This is a genomic window from Pantoea sp. SOD02 (assembly GCF_024707505.1).
Taxonomy (GTDB): Bacteria; Pseudomonadota; Gammaproteobacteria; order Enterobacterales; family Enterobacteriaceae; genus Pantoea; species Pantoea symbiotica.
This window is the reverse complement of the sequence record NZ_CP102604.1, coordinates 2,813,404-2,833,150: the sequence shown is the minus strand read 5'-3', so window position 1 is coordinate 2,833,150 and position 19,747 is coordinate 2,813,404. Positions and strand designations below refer to the sequence as shown.

General features: G+C 55.4%; 18 protein-coding genes. 13 read left to right on the top strand and 5 right to left on the bottom strand.

Features of this window, described 5'->3' with window-relative positions:
- The first annotated feature begins 13 nt into the window (after positions 1 to 13).
- The 6 genes from purF (at position 14) to hisP (ending at position 5,654) form a co-directional block, all read left to right on the top strand.
- Positions 14 to 1,531, top strand: a complete 1,518-nt coding sequence (purF, locus tag NR302_RS13130; protein ID WP_258143674.1) for an amidophosphoribosyltransferase — start codon at positions 14 to 16, stop codon at positions 1,529 to 1,531.
- Positions 1,532 to 1,647: 116 nt separating this feature from the next.
- Positions 1,648 to 2,217, top strand: a complete 570-nt coding sequence (locus tag NR302_RS13125; RefSeq protein WP_061717852.1) for a UbiX family flavin prenyltransferase — start codon at positions 1,648 to 1,650, stop codon at positions 2,215 to 2,217.
- Positions 2,218 to 2,495: 278 nt separating this feature from the next.
- On the top strand, positions 2,496 to 3,278 hold the full coding sequence (gene argT / locus NR302_RS13120) for a lysine/arginine/ornithine ABC transporter substrate-binding protein ArgT (RefSeq protein ID WP_008105195.1): 783 nt from the start codon (positions 2,496 to 2,498) through the stop codon (positions 3,276 to 3,278).
- A gap of 194 nt (positions 3,279 to 3,472) precedes the next feature.
- Positions 3,473 to 4,159: a histidine ABC transporter permease HisQ gene (locus NR302_RS13115; protein ID WP_008105192.1), complete on the top strand. Its 687-nt coding sequence runs from the start codon at positions 3,473 to 3,475 to the stop codon at positions 4,157 to 4,159.
- Positions 4,156 to 4,872 (top strand): ABC transporter permease, encoded by a 717-nt coding sequence (locus NR302_RS13110; protein WP_008105190.1) that lies wholly within the window; start codon positions 4,156 to 4,158, stop codon positions 4,870 to 4,872. Before NR302_RS13115 ends, NR302_RS13110 begins: the two co-directional genes overlap by 4 nt.
- An 8-nt stretch (positions 4,873 to 4,880) precedes the next feature.
- Entirely contained in the window at positions 4,881 to 5,654 is a 774-nt protein-coding gene (gene hisP, locus NR302_RS13105) for a histidine ABC transporter ATP-binding protein HisP (RefSeq protein WP_008105186.1), read from the top strand.
- A gap of 57 nt (positions 5,655 to 5,711) precedes the next feature.
- On the opposite strand, the gene NR302_RS13100 is transcribed toward hisP, so the two are convergent.
- The gene (locus NR302_RS13100) at positions 5,712 to 6,659 is read right to left on the bottom strand and encodes a sugar-binding transcriptional regulator (RefSeq protein WP_258143673.1); all 948 of its coding nucleotides are present in this window, start codon (positions 6,657 to 6,659) and stop codon (positions 5,712 to 5,714) included.
- A 195-nt stretch (positions 6,660 to 6,854) separates the two neighbouring features.
- Between NR302_RS13100 and dalD the strand changes: the two genes are divergently transcribed.
- The 3 genes from dalD to NR302_RS13085 are packed head-to-tail and all read left to right on the top strand — an operon-like array spanning position 6,855 to position 11,032.
- Entirely contained in the window at positions 6,855 to 8,249 is a 1,395-nt protein-coding gene (gene dalD / locus NR302_RS13095; RefSeq protein WP_258143672.1) for a D-arabinitol 4-dehydrogenase, read from the top strand.
- Between the two features lie 10 nt (positions 8,250 to 8,259).
- Positions 8,260 to 9,729 carry a xylulokinase gene (gene xylB, locus NR302_RS13090; protein ID WP_258143671.1) on the top strand — a complete coding sequence of 490 codons (1,470 nt, stop codon included), beginning with the start codon at positions 8,260 to 8,262 and terminating at the stop codon, positions 9,727 to 9,729.
- A 22-nt stretch (positions 9,730 to 9,751) separates the two neighbouring features.
- Positions 9,752 to 11,032 carry an MFS transporter gene (locus NR302_RS13085; protein WP_258143670.1) on the top strand — a complete coding sequence of 427 codons (1,281 nt, stop codon included), beginning with the start codon at positions 9,752 to 9,754 and terminating at the stop codon, positions 11,030 to 11,032.
- A 28-nt stretch (positions 11,033 to 11,060) separates the two neighbouring features.
- On the opposite strand, the gene NR302_RS13080 is transcribed toward NR302_RS13085, so the two are convergent.
- Positions 11,061 to 11,954, bottom strand: a complete 894-nt coding sequence (locus tag NR302_RS13080; protein ID WP_258143669.1) for a TIGR01777 family oxidoreductase — start codon at positions 11,952 to 11,954, stop codon at positions 11,061 to 11,063.
- A 204-nt stretch (positions 11,955 to 12,158) separates the two neighbouring features.
- On the opposite strand from NR302_RS13080, the gene yfcF reads away from it, so the two are divergent.
- Complete coding sequence (yfcF, locus tag NR302_RS13075) at positions 12,159 to 12,800, top strand: glutathione transferase (RefSeq protein ID WP_154155829.1); 642 nt, start codon at positions 12,159 to 12,161, stop codon at positions 12,798 to 12,800.
- Between the two features lie 111 nt (positions 12,801 to 12,911).
- On the top strand, positions 12,912 to 13,457 hold the full coding sequence (yfcD, locus tag NR302_RS13070; protein ID WP_007889295.1) for an NUDIX hydrolase YfcD: 546 nt from the start codon (positions 12,912 to 12,914) through the stop codon (positions 13,455 to 13,457).
- Between the two features lie 44 nt (positions 13,458 to 13,501).
- Here the strand turns inward: yfcD and NR302_RS13065 are convergent, their stop codons facing one another.
- The 3 genes from NR302_RS13065 to ackA all read right to left on the bottom strand — a co-directional run bounded on the left by NR302_RS13065 (position 13,502) and on the right by ackA (position 18,310).
- Entirely contained in the window at positions 13,502 to 14,761 is a 1,260-nt protein-coding gene (locus NR302_RS13065; protein WP_258143668.1) for a 4-aminobutyrate--2-oxoglutarate transaminase, read from the bottom strand.
- Positions 14,762 to 14,889: 128 nt separating this feature from the next.
- The gene (pta, locus tag NR302_RS13060) at positions 14,890 to 17,034 is read right to left on the bottom strand and encodes a phosphate acetyltransferase (RefSeq protein WP_008105167.1); all 2,145 of its coding nucleotides are present in this window, start codon (positions 17,032 to 17,034) and stop codon (positions 14,890 to 14,892) included.
- A gap of 73 nt (positions 17,035 to 17,107) precedes the next feature.
- Entirely contained in the window at positions 17,108 to 18,310 is a 1,203-nt protein-coding gene (gene ackA / locus NR302_RS13055; protein WP_008105164.1) for an acetate kinase, read from the bottom strand.
- A gap of 338 nt (positions 18,311 to 18,648) precedes the next feature.
- Between ackA and yfbV the strand changes: the two genes are divergently transcribed.
- Together yfbV and NR302_RS13045 are read left to right on the top strand one after the other, a co-directional pair.
- Entirely contained in the window at positions 18,649 to 19,101 is a 453-nt protein-coding gene (yfbV, locus tag NR302_RS13050) for a terminus macrodomain insulation protein YfbV (protein WP_008105162.1), read from the top strand.
- 150 nt (positions 19,102 to 19,251) lie between these two features.
- Positions 19,252 to 19,746 carry a YfbU family protein gene (locus NR302_RS13045; protein ID WP_008105160.1) on the top strand — a complete coding sequence of 165 codons (495 nt, stop codon included), beginning with the start codon at positions 19,252 to 19,254 and terminating at the stop codon, positions 19,744 to 19,746.
- Position 19,747 lies beyond the last annotated feature (1 nt).

Sequence of the window (19,747 nt, the reverse complement as noted above, 5' to 3'; positions counted from 1 at the left end):
AGGAAAAGACAATATGTGCGGTATTGTTGGTATCACCGGTTTTATGCCAGTAAACCAGTCAATCTATGACGCGTTAACGGTGCTTCAGCACCGCGGGCAGGATGCCGCCGGCATTTGTACCATCGATGCTATTAACTGCTTCCGTTTGCGTAAGGCTAACGGCCTGGTCAGCGATGTGTTCGAAGCGCGTCACATGCAGCGTTTGCAGGGCAACATCGGCATTGGCCATGTGCGCTACCCAACAGCAGGCAGCTCCAGCGCCTCTGAAGCGCAGCCTTTCTACGTGAACTCCCCTTACGGCATCACGTTGGCGCATAACGGCAACCTGACCAACGCCCATGAATTGCGTAAACAGCTGTTCGAAACGGGTCGCCGTCACGTCAATACCACCTCAGATTCCGAAATCCTGCTGAATATCTTTGCGCAGGAGCTGGACCGTTTTCAGCACTATCCGCTGGAAGCTGACAACATTTTTGCTGCGGTGGCGGCGGTGCATCAGCAGGTGCGCGGCGCTTACGCAGTGGTTTCAATGATTATCGGACACGGCATGGTCGCCTTCCGCGATCCCAACGGTATTCGTCCGCTGGTGCTGGGCAAGCGCGTTATCGCCGGGGGCCGCACCGAATACATGGTGGCGTCAGAAAGCGTGGCGCTGGATACGCTGGGCTTCGAGTTCATTCGTGATGTAGCACCTGGCGAAGCGGTGTACATCACCGAGCAGGGCCAGCTTTCGACGCGTCAGTGCGCCGAGAACCCGAAAACCAATCCATGCTTGTTCGAGTACGTCTATTTTGCCCGCCCGGATTCGTTCCTCGACAAAATCTCGGTGTACAGCGCGCGCGTGCGCATGGGCACCAAGCTGGGCAACAAAATTGCCCGCGAGTGGGAAGATCTGGATATCGATGTGGTGATTCCGATTCCGGAAACTTCGACCGATATCGCGCTGGAAATCGCGCGCATCCTCGACAAGCCATATCGTCAGGGCTTCGTGAAGAACCGCTACGTTGGCCGCACCTTTATCATGCCAGGCCAGCAGCAGCGTCGCAGCGCGGTTCGCCGTAAGCTGAACGCCAACCGTGCTGAGTTCCGTGATAAGAACGTGTTGCTGGTGGATGACTCCATCGTACGCGGCACCACGTCTGAGCAAATCATTGAGATGGCACGTGAAGCGGGCGCGAAAAAAGTGTATCTCGCCTCGGCGGCACCGGAAATTCGTTTCCCGAACGTGTACGGCATCGACATGCCAAGTGCGACCGAACTGATTGCGCACGGCCGCGAAGTGGATGAGATTTGCCAGCTGATCAAAGCCGATGCGCTGATTTTCCAGGATCTCAACGATCTGATCGAAGCGGTTCGTGAAGAGAACCCGGATATCGCCAACTTTGAGTGCTCGGTATTTAACGGTATCTACGTCACCAAAGACGTCGATCAACAGTACCTTGAGTATCTGCAGTCGCTGCGTAATGACGATTCCAAAGCCATTGCGCGTCAGACTGAAGTGGAAGGGCTGGAGCTGCACAACGAAGGCTAAGCCGGAGGTTGTGGCAGAGTAAAAGCAGGGCGGGCGCAATCCCGCCCTGTTTGTTTTTGTATTTTTGTTCAGCGAGCCGCTATCATTGCCGCAATCTGAACCTGCAAGGCTGAATTATGAAACGACTGATCATTGGCATTTCCGGCGCCAGCGGCGCGATCTACGGCGTACGCATGTTGCAAGTGCTGCAACCGCTGGCGGAGGTGGAAACCCATTTGGTGATCAGCCCCGCCGCGCGGCAAACGCTGGCGCTGGAGACCGATTTCAGCCTGCGCGAGGTGCAAGCGATGGCCGATGTGGTGCATGACGTGCGCGACATCGCTGCCAGCATTTCATCCGGATCCTACAAAACCCTCGGCATGGCGATTGCGCCGTGCTCAATGAAAACGCTGTCGGGCATTGTGCACAGCTACAGCGACAGCCTGCTGACCCGCGCCGCTGACGTGGTACTGAAAGAGCAGCGTAAGCTGGTGCTGTGCGTGCGTGAAACGCCGCTACATCTGGGACATCTGCGCATGATGACCACCGCAGCAGAGTTGGGTGCGCTGATTATGCCGCCGGTGCCGGCGTTCTATCACCGTCCGCAATCCATCGGCGATTTAGTCGATCAAACGGTGAATCGCGTGCTCGATCAATTCGATATTGAGCTGCCGGAAGATCTTTTCACTCGCTGGAGTGGCGCATAATGGTGCATTAATGCACTGCTCGTGTGCAAATTCGCGTGTGCGATCACTCTTCGTGCATCTTGTGCACCAAAAGTTAACAATGTCGCTTTTTCTTCCTCACACCGCTGTTATATTTCCCTCACAAACTAAGTGCTTGCGCCGCTAACCGGCGCAGTATTTAGCGCGCTTGCGCAGCGTTTAGCCAATTCGCATAACTGGCATGAAACCTGCACAGCTTACAGCGCAAACCAACACATCACGCACCACATAACAATAAGCACTTCACTTGAGGGTTACCTATGAAAAAGCGAGTTCTGGCTCTTTCTCTGATGCTGACAATGGTAAGTAGCGCGAGTGTCTTCGCCGCTGTACCGCAGTCGCTGCGCATCGGAACTGACCCGACTTATCCGCCATTCGAATCCAAGAACGCGCAAGGTCAGCTGGTTGGCTTTGATATCGATCTGGCGAACGAAATTTGTAAGCGTATCAAGACTAAATGTACTTATGTGGAAAGTGATTTCGATGCGCTGATCCCGTCGCTGAAAGCGAAGAAGATCGACGCCATCATCTCTTCTCTTTCAATCACCGAAAAGCGTCAGGAAGAGATCAACTTCTCTGAAAAACTGTACGCCGCGAACGCGCGCTTAGTGGCACCAAAAGGCTCAACGCTGCAACCGACCATTGAATCGCTGAAAGGCAAAAACATCGGTCTGCTGCAGGGCACCACCCAGGAAACTTATGCAAAAGAGTACTGGCAGCCAAAAGGTGTCACCGTTACGCCTTACGCTAACCAGGATCTGGTGTATCAGGATCTGAATGCTGGCCGTATTGATGCCGCGTTCCAGGACGAAGTGCAGGCGAGCGAAGGCTTCCTGAAGCAGCCTGTTGGCGCTAAATATGCGTTTGCGGGCCCAGCGGTGAAAGATGAAAAAGTCTTTGGCGTGGGTACCGGTATGGGCTTGCGTAAAGATGACGCAGACCTGAAAGCGGCGATCGATAAAGCCTTTAATGAGATGCGCAAAGACGGCACTTACGACAAGATTGCCAAGAAGTACTTTGATTTCAACGTGTACGGCGATTAATTATCCTGTTTCCTAATCCTGGTCTGTGAAATGCAGGAAGGTTGCACATAAGTATTCACTCCGGGCGCTTACATATGTAAACTGCCCGGCTTCATACGCTTGCCGCCATCCATCCTGCGATTCAAATTTCCTGGTTAGGACTGTCCGTCAGTTGGGCAGCGTTTGTAACTTACCCTCACGACAGGATTGAACCCATGTTGTATGGCTATTCCGAAGTAATCCTCAAGGGCACCCTTGTGACGCTGGAGCTGGCGCTCAGTTCCGTGTTGCTGGCGGTGGTGCTCGGCTTAATTGGTGCTGGCGCCAAACTTTCCCGCAGTCGCCCGCTGGCGATGCTGTTTGAAGGCTACACCACCTTAATCCGCGGTGTGCCTGATTTGGTGTTGATGCTGCTGATCTTCTACGGTCTGCAGATCGCGCTGAATACTCTCACCGATGCGCTGGGACTGGCGCAGTTTGATATCGATCCGATGGTCGCCGGTATCATCACGCTCGGCTTCATCTATGGCGCTTACTTCACCGAAACCTTCCGTGGTGCGTTTCTGGCGGTGCCTAAAGGGCAGATCGAAGCGGCAACCGCGTTCGGATTCACCGGCTCGCAAACCTTCCGTCGCATTCTGTTCCCGGCCATGATGCGTTTTGCGCTGCCGGGCATCGGCAACAACTGGCAGGTTATTCTCAAAGCCACGGCGCTGGTTTCGCTGCTGGGGCTGGAAGATGTGGTGAAAGCCACGCAGCTGGCTGGCAAAAGTACCTGGCAGCCGTTCTACTTCGCCATTGTGGCGGGTGTGATTTATCTGGTGTTTACCACGCTGTCGAACGGCGTGCTGTGGTGGCTTGAACGTCGCTACACGGTGGGTGTGAAAAGGGCAGAGCTATGATTGAAATTATTCAGGAGTATTGGAAACAGCTGCTCTGGACCGATGGTTACCGTTTTACCGGCATCGCGATTACGCTGTGGTTATTGATCATCTCGGTGGTGATCGGCGGTTCGCTCGCGGTGCTGCTGGCGATTGCGCGCGTCTCCTCTAACCGCTTTATCTCCACGCCGGTTTGGCTGTTCACCTATGTGTTTCGTGGCACGCCGCTGTATGTGCAGCTGCTGGTGTTCTACTCCGGCATGTATACGCTGGAAGTGGTGAAAGGCACTGAGCTGCTGAACGCTTTCTTCCGCAGTGGACTTAACTGTACGTTGCTGGCGTTCACGTTGAATACCTGCGCCTATACCACCGAAATCTTTGCCGGTGCGATTCGTTCGGTGCCGCACGGGGAAATCGAAGCGGCGCGCGCCTATGGCTTCTCGCCGTTTAAATTGTATCGCTGCATTATTCTGCCTTCGGCGCTGCGTACCGCGCTGCCGGCTTACAGCAATGAAGTGATCCTGATGCTGCACTCCACCGCGCTGGCGTTTACCGCGACGGTGCCGGATCTGTTAAAAATCGCGCGCGATATCAACTCGGCCACCTATCAGCCGTTTACCGCGTTTGGCATCGCTGCGGTGCTGTATCTGATTATCTCTTACGGGCTGATTAGCTTGTTCCGCAAAGCTGAACAACGCTTCCTGGCGCACGTAAAACCTTCTTCATCGCATTGAGTATCACTATGGCTGACAATAAATTAAGCGTTACCGAACTGCACAAACGTTACGGTGAACATGAAGTTCTGAAAGGCGTATCGCTGCAGGCGAATGCCGGCGATGTGATCAGCATTATTGGCTCGTCCGGTTCCGGGAAAAGTACCTTCTTACGCTGCATTAACTTCCTCGAGAAACCGAGCGAAGGCACCATTGTGGTCAACAACCAGCAGATCAATCTGGTGCGCGACACCGATGGCCAACTGAAAGTCGCGAACAAAGAGCAGCTGCGTATGCTGCGTACGCGCCTGACGATGGTGTTTCAGCACTTCAACCTGTGGAGCCACATGACGGTGCTGGATAACGTCACCGAAGCACCGATTCAGGTGCTGGGGCTGAGCAAAGCGGAAGCGCGTGAGCGGGCGATTAAGTATCTGGATAAAGTCGGCATTGATGCGCGTGCGCGTGCCAAATATCCGGTGCATCTCTCAGGTGGTCAGCAGCAGCGCGTGTCAATTGCGCGTGCGCTGGCGATGGAGCCCGAAGTGTTGCTGTTTGATGAACCCACTTCGGCGCTCGATCCGGAGCTGGTCGGCGAAGTGCTGCGCATCATGCAGAAGCTGGCGGAAGAGGGCAAAACCATGGTGGTGGTGACGCACGAGATGGAGTTTGCTCGTCACGTCTCTAATCATGTGATCTTCCTGCATCAGGGCAAGATTGAAGAACAAGGTTCACCAGATGAGCTGTTCGGTAACCCAAAAAGCCCACGCTTGCAGCAATTTTTGAAGGGATCGTTGAAGTAGTTTTGTGCGGGCTGTCCCCCATCCCGGCCTTCCCCCGCAAGCGGGGGAAGGAGATGCCTAATCCCGCAACAACTTCAGCGCTGTATCCTCATCGGTCACCAGACCTGACACCCAGCCGCCCTGCAGCGCGGCGCGGATCGCTGGATATTTACGTTCGCTGCCGGCAAAGCCAATAATCTGGCGTTGCGTCTTACTCTCCAGCAACACGCTGGTGAGCAGTTCATCGGTTTCACCCAACACGCGTTCACCTTGCTGATTGAAAAAGTGCCCAAGCATTTCGCCGACCACGCCGCGCGCGTTGAGCGCTGCTACTTGTGCATCGGTGATAAAGCCTTCGGCATGCAGCGGGCAGCCGGGCTGAACTTCACCAATGCCGACGAAGGCGACATCCGCCTGCAATGCCCGCTGTGTCACGCGTTGGTAAACCTGATGCTGAATCCACATCTCTTTATCGGAGGGCGTATCCGCATACAGCGGCGCAGGAATGAAGAAATATTTTCCCTGCATCTTCTCCGCCATCTTCAGCGGCACGTCGTAGCGCGTACCCGAATCGTCCCGCGCAATCGCTCCAATCATCGACACGCATTGATGCTGTGGTCGCTCAACCCAGGGAAGCACATCGATCATCGAGCGCAGCGTCTTACCAGAACCAATGCCAAACACCTGCGGCTGCTCCTCGCTGATGTATTGCGCCATCACAGCCGCGCCTTCAACTGCCAGCATCTGCTGAATAGCGTCATCATCAAGATTGGCGGAAGGCACCACGCGACACAGCTGCAGGCCAAACTTCTCCTGAACCTCACGCGCCAGATGCAAACAGTGGGTGACGGGATGATCGATCTTTACGCTGACCATGCCCATTTCACGCGCGCTGGAGACCAAACGCTGCGCCACCTGACGCGACAATCCTAATGCGCGCGCAATCTCCTGCTGCGTCACGCCCGCCACGTAATACATCCAGGCCGCACGTGCTGCCAGTTCTTGTTTTTTCTCTTCTCTGCTCATCGCACTGTTCCGTCAAAACCGGTGCGCCATGTTAACGCGAGATGCCGGTTAAGTGTTAACTGAGCAAAAGCCCTAAAAAAGAGCAAAAGTATTAATTGTGATTTGGCTCGCAGAACATGGCTGCGGGGTCGCACTATGCTACGCGTTATCGGGCAAATGCCCTTAATCGTGGCAAATGTTTACTTTGAGGCAGCTATGACCAATCAATCAGTGTGGATGCATATCGGCGCAGGCTCTTTTCACCGTGCTCATCAGGCGTGTTATCTGCATAAATTACGTGAGCAGGGCGATGATAGCTGGAGCATTGCCCTCGGCAATATCCGCAATGATGCCGCGCCATTGCTGCAGCAACTCGCTGCGCAAGATGGCGAATATGTGCTGGAAACCGTGACGCCAAATGGCGATCGGGCCTACGAAACCATTACTTCACTGCGCAAAATCCTGCCGTGGGATAACAACATCAGCGCGCTGGTTGAGCAGGGATCGAAAAGTGAAACCCGTGTGATCGGTTTTACCGTCACTGAAGCCGGTTACTATTTGACGCCGGAGTTCGAACTGGACCTAACCCAGCCGGATGTGCAGGCCGATGTGAAAGGCGACATCCGCACGATTTATGGCGCGCTGGCGCGCATCCTCACGCAGCGCGTGGCGAACGGTGGCGCGCCGGTTACGCTGCTCAACTGCGATAACCTGCGCCACAACGGCGAACGTTTCCGTCACGGCTTCCTCGCGTTTCTTGCGGCCAAAGGCGATAACGCCTTAGCGAATTGGGTGCGCGAAAATACCACGTCGCCCAATACCATGGTGGATCGCATTACGCCGCGCCCGACGCCGGATGTGGCTGAGCGCGTCAAGGCCGCCACCGGTAAAGACGATGGCGCGGCGGTGATGGCCGAATCCTTTATTCAATGGGTGATTGAAGATGACTTCATTGCCGGACGTCCGGCGCTGGAGAAGGTTGGCGTTGAGCTGGTGGAATCGGTATTGCCTTGGGAAGAGGCGAAAATCCGTATCCTCAACGCCACGCATGCGGCGATTGCCTGGGCAGGCACGCTGATTGGCCTCAATTACATCGATGACAGCACGCGTCAGCCAACGATCTATCAGTTGGCGTATGACTACGTGACGCAGGATGTGATGCCATCGCTGTCGCCCAGCCCGCTGGATTTAGCCGAGTACCGCGATGTGGTTCTGGCGCGCTTTAGTAATCCCTACATCAAAGACACCAACCAGCGTGTAGGTGCAGATGGTTTGTCGAAAATCCCCGGCATGGTGACGCCAACACTGCGCGAATGCTATCAGCGCGGTGCAGAACCGGCGGCCACCGCCGTGCTGCCTGCGCTGTTCTTCCTGTTTCTGCAACGCTGGGCCAGTGATGATTTGCCTTACACCTATCAGGATGGCGTGCTGCAAGCCGATGCGCTACGCCAGCAGTTTAGCCGCTCCGATGCACTGAATGCTTTCCTCAGCGATAGCGCGCTGTTTGGCGAACTGGCACAGGATAAGGCGTTTCATGCGCTGGTGACGCGCAGCGTGGCGGATCTGCAGCTGTGGCTGAAACAGCCAGAACGCTCGCTGGCCGCAGTGTAAGGAGCGCAGCATGTATCTGGGAATTGATATTGGTACCTCGGAGCTCAAAGCGCTGATCATCAATGCGCAGGGCGAGATCATCGCCTCGAATCACGCCACGCTTAACGTACAACGCCCGCATGCACACTGGGCGGAGCAGGATCCAGAACGCTGGTGGCAAGCGTGCGGTGAAGTGCTTGCTGGATTACGCCAGCAAGCTGCACAGGCGTGGAGCGAGATTCGCGCCATTGGCTTGTCGGGACAAATGCACGGCGCGGTGCTGCTGGATGCGCAGGGCGAGGTGCTGCGTCCGTGCATTCTGTGGAATGACACGCGCAGCGCGCCGCAGTGTGAAGCGTTGAGCAGGCAACATCCAGAGATGATGCAAGTTAGCGGCAATATGATCATGCCTGGCTTCACCGCACCCAAACTGCGCTGGGTGGCAGAACATGAGCCAGAGATTTTTCGTCGCATCGACAAAGTGCTGCTGCCGAAAGATTATCTGCGCTGGCGTTTGACTGGACGCTTTGTCAGTGAACCTTCAGATGCGGCGGGCACGCTGTGGCTCGACGTAGCAAAGCGCGATTGGTCCGACGAACTGTTGGCCATCACCGGACTCACGCGCGCCAACATGCCGGAGTTAGTGGAAGGCAGCGCCGTCAGCGCCACATTAAAAGCCGATCTGGCAAGTGAATGGGGCTTATCGGCTGCAGTCTGCGTGGCGGGCGGCGCTGGCGACAATGCTGCTTCGGCAGTCGGCGTTGGTGCGGTAAATCCGGGCGATGCCTTTATCTCGCTGGGAACCTCCGGCGTGATCTTTGTGGTCAACGACCGTTTGCTGGCCGATCCGCAATCGGGCGTGCACGCTTTCTGCCACGCCTTGCCCGGACGCTGGCACCAGATGAGCGTGATGCTCAGTGCCGCCAGCTGCCTGCGTTGGTTGTGCAATCTGCTCTCCGTTACCGAAAGCCAACTGATGGATGAGATGGCGCAACTCAGCGAAGAACAGCGGCGGCATGCGCCGGTTTTCCTGCCCTATCTCTCTGGTGAACGCACGCCGCACAACGATCCTGACGCCTCCGGTTCCTTCTTCAATCTGCGCCATGAAACGCCACGCGCGCTGCTCGGCTACGCGGTGATTGAAGGCGTGGCATTTGGTCTGGCCGACGGTTTCGCGGTGCTCGGTGATGCGCAGCGCCAGATTCTGCAGTGCAGCCTGACCGGCGGCGGGGCGCGCAGCACGCTGTGGGCGCAGTTGATCGCCGATGTGCTGCAACTACCGATCGTCACGCATCCCGCCAGCGCGTCCGGCGCTTTGGGGGCTGCGCGTCTGGCGTGGCTGGCCACTGGCGGTGTGGAGAGCGAAGTTTGCCTTAAACCGCCGGTGCAGGCGCGTTATCAGCCAAATGCTGCGCGCGGCAAGGTGCTGCAGCAGCGATTGCAGCTGTTCCGCACGCTCTATGCCCAACAGCAGCAGGCGCGAGCGTTGCTACCTGAATAATTCCAAACAGAGGATGAATGAGATGCAATCGAATGATTACTGGTTTGGCTTACCGAAAAAAATGTTCTGGGGCTTCCTCGCCATCGCTATTTTTATGGCGGGCGATGGCTTTGAAATGGCGTTCCTGTCGCGTCATATCACCGATATGGGCTTCACGCCGGCGCAGTCAGCGGTGGTGTTTACCTTCTACGGGCTGGCGGCAGCATTGGCCGCCTGGGCATCGGGCGTGGTGGCGGAACTGATTACGCCCCAGCGTGCCATGATGATTGGCTTCGTGCTGTGGATTGTGATGCACACGCTGTTTATGTCACTCGGCCTTGGCATGCGCAACTATCCGTTGATGGTGCTGTTCTACGGCATTCGCGGTCTGGCGTATCCGCTATTTATCTACTCATTCATGATGTTGCTGGTACAGGTGCTGCCGCGTGAAAAACTGGCGGCCGCCACCGGTTGGTTCTGGGCGATGTATTCAGTTGGCATCGGTGTGGTCGGCAGCTATTTGCCGAGTCTGACCATCCCGATGCTGGGCGAAACCGGCACGCTGTGGCTGGCGATCATTTGGGTTGCCTGCGGTGGCGTGCTGGCTTACTTCAGCTTGCGTCATGTGCCGGTTGACCGTTCACGCGTCAATTTTCCGATGCGCGACAAAATGACCGAAATGTCGCGCGCGGTAACCATTCTGTTTACCAACCAGCATGTGTTTTATGCCTGTTTAATTCGCATCATCAACACGCTGTCGTTGTTTGGTTTTGCCATTATCATGCCGCTGCTGTTCGTCGATCGCCTTGGTTTTACCATTTCCGAGTGGCTGCAAATCTGGGCGGTGTTCTTCTTCGTCACCATTTTTACCAACATCTTCTGGGGCATTACCGGCGAGAAACTGGGTTGGATCCGTCAGGTGCGCTGGTTTGGTTGCCTCGGTATGGCAATTTCCAGTCTGGCGTTTTACTACTTGCCGCTGTATGCCGGACATAACTTCTGGGTGGCGTTGATTCCGGCGGTGATGTTGGGGATTTTTGTCGCGGCCTTTGTGCCGATGACTGCGGTGTTTCCAACGCTGGAGCCGCATCATAAAGGTGCTGCGGTATCCATTTACAATCTGTCGGCTGGACTAAGTAACTTTGTTGCGCCTGCGATCGCCTCGGTGATGTTGCCGTTTTTCGATATCGTTGGCGTGGTGTGGGCGTATACCGCGCTGTATGTGTTTGCTGGTGTGCTGACCTTTATTATTCGTGTGCCGCAGCCGGGACATACGCGCGAACCGGCTGCGTTGAAATCAAGTGTTGTGCAGCAGCGGAGTTAGTTTAACCAGGTCGCCATTAATGGCGACCCTACACGACATCCCGCAAGGCTTCCTCCAGGTCGTACCAGCGAAAACCAAAGCCTGACTCCTCTAAGCGCTTCGGCAACACATGTTGTCCGCCGAGCACCAGCACCGCCGATTCACCCATCATCAGCTTGATGGCGCTGGCTGGTGTGCGCATAAAGGCCGGACGATGCATCACATGGCCGAGCGTGGCGGCGAACTGCTCATTGCGCACCGCATAGGGCGCAACCATGTTGAAGGGGCCGCGCAGTTCAGCATGGTCGATCAACCACAGCATCGCGTTAACCAAATCGTCGATGTGAATCCACGGCAGATACTGTTTGCCGCTGCCAATCGGGCCGCCGACGCCAAGCTTAAACGGCAGCTTCATCTTCGATAACGCGCCACCTTCTTTCGCCAGCACCACGCCAGTTCGCATTAGGCAGACGCGGGTGCGATCGCTCTGCGCAGTGAGCGCCAATTGCTCCCAACGGGCGCACAGCGCATGGGTAAACTCGTCGTGCCCCGGATCCTCTTCGGTCAGCACCAGATCGCCGGTATCGCCATAAAAGCCGGTAGCCGAGCCGGAAATCAAAAATTGTGGGGGATTGCTGCTGGCGTGAATCAGCGACACCAGCTGCTCGGTAATTTGCCAGCGGCTTTCGCATAGCCGCTGCTTCTGCTGCTCGGTCCAGCGTTTATCGGCGATCGGTTCGCCCGCGAGGTTGATAACGCCATCAATGCCGTTTAAATCGGTTTGCTGATTGATGCCGGACCACAGCGCGACGCTGGCGTCGAGTTTTTCGCGTGCGGCGGCGACATCGCGCGTAACAACGCTCACCTGATGGCCAAGCTGCAACAGACGCGGAATCAGGTGGCGGCCAATCAGGCCGGTGCCGCCGGTGATCAGTAAATGCATGTTGAGCCTCCTTGTCATTTTTTATCTGCTCAGATTGAGCATAGAAGAGAAGCGTGCGCGCGGCGTGACTCGGCTTACGCTTATGAAGAAAAAGGAAAAGTCAGCGCTGGTCTTAGCAGCTAAAGATCCGACCAGCGCACCATTGCCTTAACAAATAAAAATCGGTAAACATGATGCACACCTGACGCTTTCCTGAGGCAGCCAATGAATTATCCAACCATTACCTTGTGGTCAGATTCCTGCTTTTTCAGTCCTTACGCCATGTCGGTTTATGTTGCGCTAACCGAGAAGGGCATTCCCTTCACCCTGAAGCGCGTCGATTTATCGCAGAATGCGCAGTGGGATGATGAATACCGTGCGCTGTCGCTGACCTGCCGCGTGCCTACGCTGCAAATCGATGATGTGCTGTTGACGGAATCTTCAGCGATTGCCGAGTATCTGGAAGAGCGTTTTCCGGCGCCAGAATTCGAGCGGCTCTATCCGCGCGATCGCGAGAAACGCGCGCATGCGCGCGAAGTGCAGGCGTGGCTGCGCAGCGATTTGATGGCGCTGCGCTCCGAGCGTCCCACCGAAGTGCTGTTCGCCGGCGAACGTTTTGCGCCGCTTACGCCAGCGGGTGAGCAAGCCGCTAATAAACTCATTGCTGCGGTGCAGCGCCTTTTGCCTGACGGACAGCAAAATCTGTTTGGCGAATGGTCGATTGCGGATACCGATTTAGCCGTGATGATTAATCGTCTGGCGCTGCACGGCGATGCGCTGCCAGTGAAGCTACAGCACTATGCTGAGTTCCAGTGGCAGCGTGCTTCGGTGCAACTTTGGTTAGCGGAATCCGGTAAAACACGCTGAGCACGATGCGCCTTGCGATGGCGAAAAGAACGCTTTACCTTACCGCCTATTCTAATAAAGCATGGCAAACAGGCGCGTGCTGGGCACGCCGAAAACAGAAAAGGGTTACGGATGGTGGATCAAACGGCAGGTGACGGTATCGAGTGGGTTGATATCGTTAACGAAGAGAACGAAGTCATTGCGCAGGCCAGCCGTGCGCAGATGCGTGCGCAGTGTCTGCGTCATCGTGCGACCTATATTGTGGTGCACGATGGCATGGGCAAAATTCTGGTGCAGCGTCGCACTGAAATCAAAGACTTCATGCCGGGTATGCTGGATGCCACTGCCGGTGGCGTGGTGCAGAGCGGGGAAGACCTGCTGGAATCTGCACGTCGTGAAGCGGAAGAGGAGTTGGGTATTGCGGCCGTTCCGTTCGCCGAGCACGGGCAGTTCTACTTTGAAGATCAGCATTGCCGAGTATGGGGCGGGCTGTTCAGCTGCGTTTCCCATGGTCCGTTTGCTATGCAGGAAGAGGAAGTAGACGAGATCTTCTGGATGACGCCGGAAGAGATCACCGCGCGCTGTGACGAGTTCACCGATGATTCGCTTAAGGCGTTGTCATTGTGGCTGAGCCGTAACAGCGATGCTGCGCGCCGTAAGCAGAGCAGCGAAGCATAATCATGCCGTAGGGTCGCCATTTATGGCGACCTTATACACAATTGTTAATGTTCCCGCAGAATACCCGTCAACAGCGTCAAAGCATCCTCGAACTGCGCATCCGGAATGGTCAGCGGATAGAGGAAGCGAATCACGTTGCCGTACACGCCGCAGGTTAGCAGAATCAAACCTTGCTCCAGCGCCTGCTGCTGAATAGCTCTGGCAATCTCCGCCGACGGCTTACCCGCCGCATCATTGAATTCCGCCGCTATCATCGAGCCGTATCCGCGTATCTCCGCCAGCGCTTTACAATCCGCACGCTGTAACACCTGTTTTAATCGGCTGCCTAATTGATTGGCGCGGCTGCACAGCGCTTCCTCTTCAATGATCTCTAACACCGCCAGCGCCGCCGCAATCGCCGGTGGACTGCCAGCATAGGTTCCGCCCAGGCCGCCAGGTTCAGGCGCGTCCATGATTTCCGCGCGTCCCGACACCGCCGAGAGCGGGAAACCACCGGCCAGACTCTTCGCCATGGTGATGAGATCGGGCTTTACAGCGTAATAGTCGCTGGCGAACAGCTTGCCGGTGCGCGCAAAACCGCTCTGAATTTCATCGGCGATCAGCAGAATTCCGTGACGATCGCATAACTCACGCAGCGCAACGACAAACTCTGGCGGCGCACTGTAGAAACCGCCTTCGCCCTGAACCGGTTCAAAGATAATGGCCGCCACCTGCTGCGGGCTGATATCGCTGCGGAAAATCGCTTCCAGGCTATCGAGCGCATCACTAACTGTGACGTTGTGCAGCGCGTTGGGATAGCGCGCGTGAAACACCGGACTGGCGAAGGGACCGAAACCGGTTTTATACGGCACCACTTTGCCGGTTAGCGACATTGTCATATTGGTGCGGCCGTGAAACGCGCCGGTGAAGGCGATGATGCCGGGACGACCGGTGGCCGAGCGCGCAATTTTGACCGCGTTTTCGACCGCTTCTGCACCGGTTGAGAAAAAGGTGGTTTTCACCGCGCCATTAATCGGCACTAACGCATTAAGCCGCTCAGCGAGGTGAATGTAGTTCTCATAAGGGATGATTTGAAATGCGGTATGGGAAAAACATTCAAGCTGCTGATGCACCGCCGCCATCACTTTCGGGTGACGATGCCCGGTGTTAAGCACCGCGATGCCTGCGGCAAAATCGGTGTATTCGCGGCCATGCTGATCCCACACCGTGGCATTCTCGGCTTTCACCGCATAGAAATCACACATCACGCCTACGCCGCGCGGCGTGGCTTGTAAACGACGGCTGTGCACATCACTGTTGCTCATTATTCACCTCGCAATTAGCGGCAGACTTCAATCAGTGTTAGCGCAGCGCAGGGTTTATGCCAGTGAAGTGCGGGGCAAAAAAAAAGCACGCACCGAAGTGCATGCTTTTTTGCCGGGCGGGGAAGGGATTAGCCTTCGGCCTGCTGGGATTGAATCGCCGTCAATGCGATGGTGTAAACGATGTCATCCACCAAGGCGCCGCGTGACAGGTCGTTCACCGGCTTACGCATGCCTTGCAGCATCGGCCCGATGGAGATCAGATCAGCAGAGCGCTGTACCGCTTTGTAAGTGGTGTTACCGGTGTTCAGATCCGGGAAGATGAACACGGTAGCGCGACCGGCAACCGCAGAGTTTGGCGCTTTGGATTTGGCGACGTCTTCCATAATCGCGGCGTCGTACTGCAGCGGACCATCGATCACCAGATCCGGGCGTTTTTCCTGCGCGATGCGCGTGGCTTCACGCACTTTCTCAACGTCGCTACCGGCACCGGAGTTACCAGTGGAGTAAGAGATCATCGCTACGCGTGGATCGATACCGAAGGCTTTGGCTGAATCGGCAGACTGAATGGCGATTTCTGCCAGCTGTTCTGGATTGGGATCCGGGTTGATGGCGCAGTCGCCATACACCAGAACCTGCTCCGGCAGCAGCATGAAGAACACAGACGACACCAGCGAGCTGTTTGGCGCGGTTTTGATCAGCTGCAGCGGTGGACGAATGGTGTTCGCCGTGGTGTGAACCGCGCCGGATACCAGACCATCAACTTCGCCGCTTTCCAGCATCATGGTGCCGAGCACCACGTTGTCTTCCAACTGCTCCTGAGCCACCACTTCGGTCATGCCTTTGCTCTTACGCAGCTCAACCAGACGCGGCACATAGTTTTCGCGTACCACTTCTGGGTCCACGATCACGATGCCTTTGCCGAGTTCTACACCTTGCGCCGCCGCAACACGCTGAATCTCTTCCGGATTGCCGAGCAGCACACAGGTGGCGATGCCGCGTTCGGCGCAAATCGCTGCGGCTTTGACGGTACGTGGCTCGTCGCCTTCTGGCAGCACGATGCGTTTGCCGGCTTTGCGCGCCAGCTCGGTAAGCTGGTAGCGGAATGCCGGTGGAGACAGGCGACGGCTGCGCTCTGACGTTGCAGTCAGCGATTCCACCCAATCTTCATTGATGAAGCTGGCCACATACTCCTGCACTTTTTCGATGCGTTGCGTATCGTCAGTCGGCACTTCAAGGTTGAAGCTCTGCAGGCTGAGTGACGTCTGCCAGGTGTTAGTTTTCACCATAAATACTGGCAGGCCGGTCTGGAACGCACGTTCGCACAGGCGTGCGATTGGCGCTTCAATCTGATATCCACCGGTCAACAGCACCGCACCGATTTCAACGCCATTCATCGCGGCCAAACAGGCGGCAACCAGCACATCAGGACGATCGGCTGAAGTCACCAGCAGTGAACCCGGACGGAAGTGTTCCAGCATGTGCGGAATGCTACGCGCACAGAAGGTCACGGATTTCACACGGCGCGTCTGGATTTCACCTTCGTTGATGATATCGGCGTTCAGGTGACGGCACATATCGATGGCGCGGGTAGCAATCAGATCAAAGCTCCACGGCACACAACCCAGTACCGGCAGCGGGCTGTTGGCAAACAGTTGCTTAGGATCGATGTTGGCGATGCTGGCTTTGGTGGAATCATCGAAAATCTCTGACAGATCCGGGCGCGTACGGCCTTGCTCATCCACTGGCGCATTGAGTTTGTTGATGATCACGCCAGTGATGTTTTTGTTCTTGCTGCCGCCAAAGCTGCTTTGCGTCAGTTCGATACGCTCTTTCAGCTGCGCCGGAGAATCGTTGCCCAGCGACATCACGAAGACGATTTCAGCGTTCAGGGTTTTGGCGATCTCATAGTTCAATGCGGAAGCGAACTGATGTTTACGCGTAGGAACCAGGCCTTCTACCAGCACCACCTCCGCGTCTTTGGCGTTTGCGTGGTAGTTGGCAATGATCTCTTCCATCAGCACGTCTTGCTGGTTAGAACCGAGCAGCGACTCAACGCGTGACATCTGCAGCGGTTCAGCGGCAGGAATCGCGGAGCTTTTACGGATAATGCTGGTGGTTTGGTCTGGCGCATCGCCGCCCGCACGTGGCTGGGCAATGGGCTTGAATACGCTCAGGCGCACGCCTTTGCGCTCCATGGCACGGATCACGCCGAGGCTGACGCTGGTCAGACCGACGCTGGTGCCGGTAGGAATGAGCATAATTGTACGTGACACGATAGAAACCTCTCAGGTGTTGCAGACTGTCTAAAACAACTCCGTCAGCCTAAGCTGACGGAGAGAAGTGTTTTTAAGCGGTGAGACGCGCGGCGTCTTGAGCAATCACCAACTCTTCATTGGTTGGGATCACCACGGCCGGGCGCGTGCCTTCTTTGTTGATGAAGCCAGATTTGCCGAAGCGTGCCGCCAGGTTGCGCTCGTGATCAACTTCGAAGCCGAGTAGGCCCAGTTTCTGCAGCGCCAGCTCGCGTACCATCGCAGCGTTTTCACCGATGCCACCGGTGAAGACCACCGCGTCCAGACGGCCTTCCATCAGCGCGGTATAGCTGCCGATGTATTTCGCCAGACGGTGGCAGAACACATCCATCGCACGCTTGGCATCTTCTTTGGTGGCGTAGTTGTCTTCCACATAGCGGCAGTCGCTAGTGACTTCGGTCAGACCCAGCAGACCAGACTCTTTGGTCAGCAGCTTGTTGATGGAATCAACGCTCATGCCCAGGGAATCATGCAGGAAGAAGATAATGGCCGGATCGATGTCACCGCTGCGGGTGCCCATCACCAAACCTTCCAGTGGTGTCAGGCCCATTGAGGTATCAACACACTGGCCGTTGCGAATAGCAGAAACAGAACCGCCATTGCCGAGGTGGCAAGTGATGATGTTCAGTTCGCTAACCGGTTTGTTCAGCATTTTCGCGGCTTCCTGCGTCACATAGTAGTGGCTGGTGCCGTGTGCGCCGTAGCGACGAACGCCGTGCTCTTTATACAATTTATACGGCAGAGCATAGAGATAGGACTCTTCCGGCATTGTCTGATGGAATGCGGTGTCGAAAACCGCCACATTTTTATCGGAAAGATGCGGGAAGTTTTTCAGCGCTTCATCTATACCGATTAGATGCGCAGGGTTATGCAGTGGCGCAAAAGAAGAGGCGTCTTTGATGCCCTGAATAACAGATTCGTCGATGATGACCGATTTGGTCAGCTGCTCGCCGCCGTGAACAATACGATGGCCGATTGCAGCGATTTGTGCCGAAAGCTCTGGTTTTTGTGCCAGAATAGTTTTAACCATGAAGTTCAGTGCTTCGCTGTGTGCCGCACCCGCGCCAAGCTGAGCTTCTTGTTTGCTGCCGTCCAGTTTCCACTTAATGCGTGCTTCCGGTAAGTGGAAGCATTCAGCCAGACCGGACAGATATTCGTCGCCGGTAACAGGGTTAAGGATGGCAAACTTAAGTGAAGAACTGCCGCAGTTCAGAACCAGAACTAACTTCGTCGACATGGAAGTACCTATTTTGTTAAATAGTGGCTAAAAAAAACGCAATCAGACTAACAGCGTAGCCCATGAAAGCTGGTAGGTTAATGATAAACATCATGTGCTAGTCAAAATTTCACTGACATGCAAAAAATTTTGGTGATTTTACGCTTATTTTTGATAAGCACTTAGCGAAACATGGCTCTGGCCGCTCTTTTATTGAGCTAAAGCTTCCGGTAATGTTACTGAAACGGCGTCAGAATACTCACTGTCACCCGCAAAGACAAAAACTTTTGAAGGATGTCACGTAAAGTTGTGTAGTTATCGGTTTATTTTAAATATTGCAGATTTAGTTGAGGTCTATCATGGCGAATGAGACAGACAATCCCGGCTGGTTCGGCTTGTTCCAGCGCGGACAGCGATACATGAAGACCTGGCCTACAGACAAGCGCCTGGCGCCGGTGTTTCCTGAGAATCGCGTGGTCAATGCAACCCGCTTTGCCATTCGTTTTATGCCGCCGCTGGCGATTTTCACTCTGACGTGGCAAATCGCGATGGGTGGACAACTCGGCCCTGCGATTGCGACTGCGCTGTTTGCCTGCAGCCTGCCGATGCAAGGATTGTGGTGGTTGGGGAAACGTTCTGTGACGCCGTTGCCGCCGACGTTGCTGCAGTGGTTTCATGAAGTGCGCACCAAACTGGAAGAAGCGGGGCAGGCGATTGCACCGGTTGATGGTAAGCCGACATATCAGTCACTCGCCGAAGTGTTGAAACGTGCCTTTAAGCAGCTTGATCGCACTTTCCTCGACGATCTTTGATCTGCTGATGCTTTTACCTGCCAGAGAATTTGAGCCAAATCCCGGTTCAAATCAAAGAAAAGTGGTGCGGACATACACGCATCACTCTCCTTGTGTAATCATTTCTTCATTGTTTAAATCTTAAGCGGCCTGCTGGCCCGGGAGCAAACCATGGAAATGACCCACGCCCAACGACTGATCCTCTCCAATCAATACAAAATGATGGCCATGCTGGAGCCTGATAACGCTGAGCGTTATCGTCGTTATCAAACCATTATTGAACGCGGCTATGGCTTGCAGTTACGCGAGCTCGATAAAGAGTTCGGCGAGCTAACCGAAGCGACCTGTCGCCTGCTGATCGATATTATGGAAATGCACCATGCGCTGCATGTTTCCTGGTCGAACCTCAAAGATGGCAGCGCGATTGACGAGCGTCGCCTGGCGTTTCTTGGTTTTGATGCGGCCACCGAAGCGCGTTATCTCGGCTACGTGCGCTTTATGGTGAATGTTGAAGGACGCTATACCCACTTTGATTCCGGCACCCACGGCTTCAATGCTCAAACGCCGATGTGGGAAAAATACCAACGCATGTTAACGGTGTGGCACACTTGTCCGCGTCAATATCATCTCAGCGCGAATGAGATCGCGCAGATTATCAATGCCTGAA